We start from the raw sequence: 2,453 nt of genomic DNA, 5'->3' as shown, positions 1-2,453 counted from the left end.
GGTACGACCACCATCAACACCTGCACCAGCGATGAGCTGGCTCAGGCGCATCCGCCAGCGCTGGTGCAGGTGTTGATGGTGGTCGTACCAGGCCCGTCGTGATCGTCGATGCCCAGCTCAGCGAGGCCGCCGTCGGGCGGCGGGCGCGAAGGTGGGCTCAACGCCGCGCCCTACCGTGAGCAGTCCGACCGCCCGCGAACCGACCAGCCGGCCGACCACCGGCCCGACGGAGGAATCCGATGAACCGAGACGAACAGCCCACCCCGCCCGTCCAGTTGGCTCCGGGCGCGATCACCCGCGGCGGCGCGGAGAAGACCACCGCCACCGCCTCCCCGTAGTTCGTCGACCACCTGCGCGCCCTCGCTGACCACCGAAACCCCGCGAGCCCGACACTCATCTCGCCGGCACCCCGAAGACCGTCAGAGACGGACGCTGACCGCCGAGACCTGGCGGGTCCGGCGCTTATCTCGGCGACGCCCCGAAGACCGTCAGGGGCCGCCGGTGCGGCATGCGGCACACAGCCCGCCAGCGAGCACGGCGCTGGCGATGACCGCGCGGTCGTGGCACAGCGGCACAAGCCGGACACTCCACTCCCCCGGCTCCAGCGGCAGCAAAGGCGCGGCCGAGCCGGCGGCCGGCCTCCCGTCCCGGCCGAAGACAGCAGCCGGCATCCGGGAACACGGCAGGGCGGCAGGGCGGCGAGTGCCCAGCGGGCGGTGCAGAGGCTGCCGTCAGGTTCCTCACCACGCTCGACACGGGCCTCGATGAGGTCAGCGCAGCGCGCGGCAAACGCGGCCTGCACGATCATCCCCTCCAGACCAGGCCCGCGAGCGGCAGCCACACTGGACCAGAGCAAGGCAGCGGCACGCTACGGCATCGGAGCGAGACAAATGGCCCACCGGAAGTAGACGTAAATGGCCCAGTCACCTGGGCTGCATCCCTCCTAGGCTCGTAAACGTGATCACGATGGCACCGTGAGCCGTCCCTCGCCCGCCGCCAGGTACGGTGACGGACAAGGGCGGTCGGCGCTGACTGGCCAGGCGGGCGGCCGGCCTTCTCCCCGCGGATGTCTTCGCTCGCGTTGCCCGTTCCTTGAACGTCCCCCTAGGCAGAGGATCCCCTCATGCAAGCCATCACCGTCCAGGACCGGGACGCCGGCGTCAGCGGCCTGGCCCTCTGCGAGCTACCCCACCCGCACGCCGCGGAGAACGACGTGATCGTGAAGGTCCACGCCGCCGGCTTCACCCCGGGCGAGTTGCACTGGCCCAGCACGTGGACCGACCGGTCCGGTCGTGACCGCACTCCGAGCGTGCCCGGCCACGAGGTGTCCGGCGTGGTCACCGAGCTCGGCTACGGCACCACCGGCCTGACCATCGGGCAGCGCGTGTTCGGTCTGACCGACTGGGCCCGCAACGGCACCCTGGCCCAGTACACCGCGGTCGAGGCCCGCAACCTCGCCCCGCTCCCCGCCGACATCGACCACGTCACGGCCGCCGCGCTGCCCATCTCCGGACTCACCGCCTGGCAGGCCCTGTTCGACCACGCCCACCTGACCACCGGGCAGAGCGTCCTCATCCACGGCGCCGCGGGCGGCGTCGGCTCACTCGCCGTGCAGCTGGCCCGCGAGGCCGGCGCCCGGGTGATCGGCACAGGACGCGCCGACGACCGCGACACCGCACTGAAGCTGGGCGCGCACGCCTTCATCGACCTCCAGGCCGAGAAACTGGAGGACATCGGCGACGTCGACGTCGTGCTCGACGTGATCGGCGGCCAAATCCTCGAACGCTCCACCGCTCTGGTCCGCCCCGGCGGCACCCTGGTCACCATCGCCGAGCCCGTCACCGTCCACCCCCGCGACGGACGAGCCGTCTTCTTCGTCGTCGAACCCGACCGGACCCGCCTGGCCGACCTCGCCCAACGCGTGCGGAACGGCCGCATCAAACCGATCATCGGCGCCGTCCACCCGCTCACCGAAGCAGCCTCCGCGTTCACCCCGGACAAGCGCACCCCAGGAAAAACAATCATCCGCCTCACCGAAGACTGAACCTCCTCACCGACACAGGACGGTGAGTACATGCCAGGCCGTCGTAATCGCCCAGTTGCTCATACCCAAGCTCAAGCCACCTGCTCCGACCGTCAGTACGGGATCGGGACCATGTGGCGCGAATTCGACGGCACCGCCCCTGCGCCCTGCCGCCTCTGATCGCGCAAGCCTCGGCGACCCACTCGTTGAAGCCGTCCTGGCCGCAGAACCCGGACATCAACTACACGCCGTGGGCGCCTGCCGATGCCGCCCGGGCATCACTGGCGTAGAGGAACGAATACCGCAACGAATACCGCAAGAACGCAAACGATGCGGACCTGCTTCTTCTCTGAACTAGGGTCCGTCTTCAAAGATCATCGGCTAGTGGATCATGGTGGAGTGATACGTCGTCATGAACTCACCGATCAGG

Annotated in this window: 1 protein-coding gene; it reads left to right on the top strand. The window is 69.5% G+C overall.

The features are described 5' to 3' along the window. Positions 1–1,123: 1,123 nt before the first annotated feature. On the top strand, positions 1,124–2,044 hold the full coding sequence (locus L0P92_RS43835) for an NADP-dependent oxidoreductase (protein ID WP_234768713.1): 921 nt from the start codon (positions 1,124–1,126) through the stop codon (positions 2,042–2,044). Positions 2,045–2,453: the final 409 nt, after the last annotated feature.

This window comes from Streptomyces muensis, assembly GCF_021474425.1.
GTDB classification, from domain to species: domain Bacteria; phylum Actinomycetota; class Actinomycetes; order Streptomycetales; family Streptomycetaceae; genus Streptomyces; species Streptomyces muensis.
Note: the sequence above shows the minus strand (reverse complement) of the source record. Positions and strands in the feature narration are given on the sequence as shown.

Coding starts and splice junctions, on each gene's coding strand:
- L0P92_RS43835 (WP_234768713.1), top strand. CDS start 1,124: ATGCAAGCCATCACCGTCCAGGACCGGGACGCCGGCGTCAGCGGCCTG.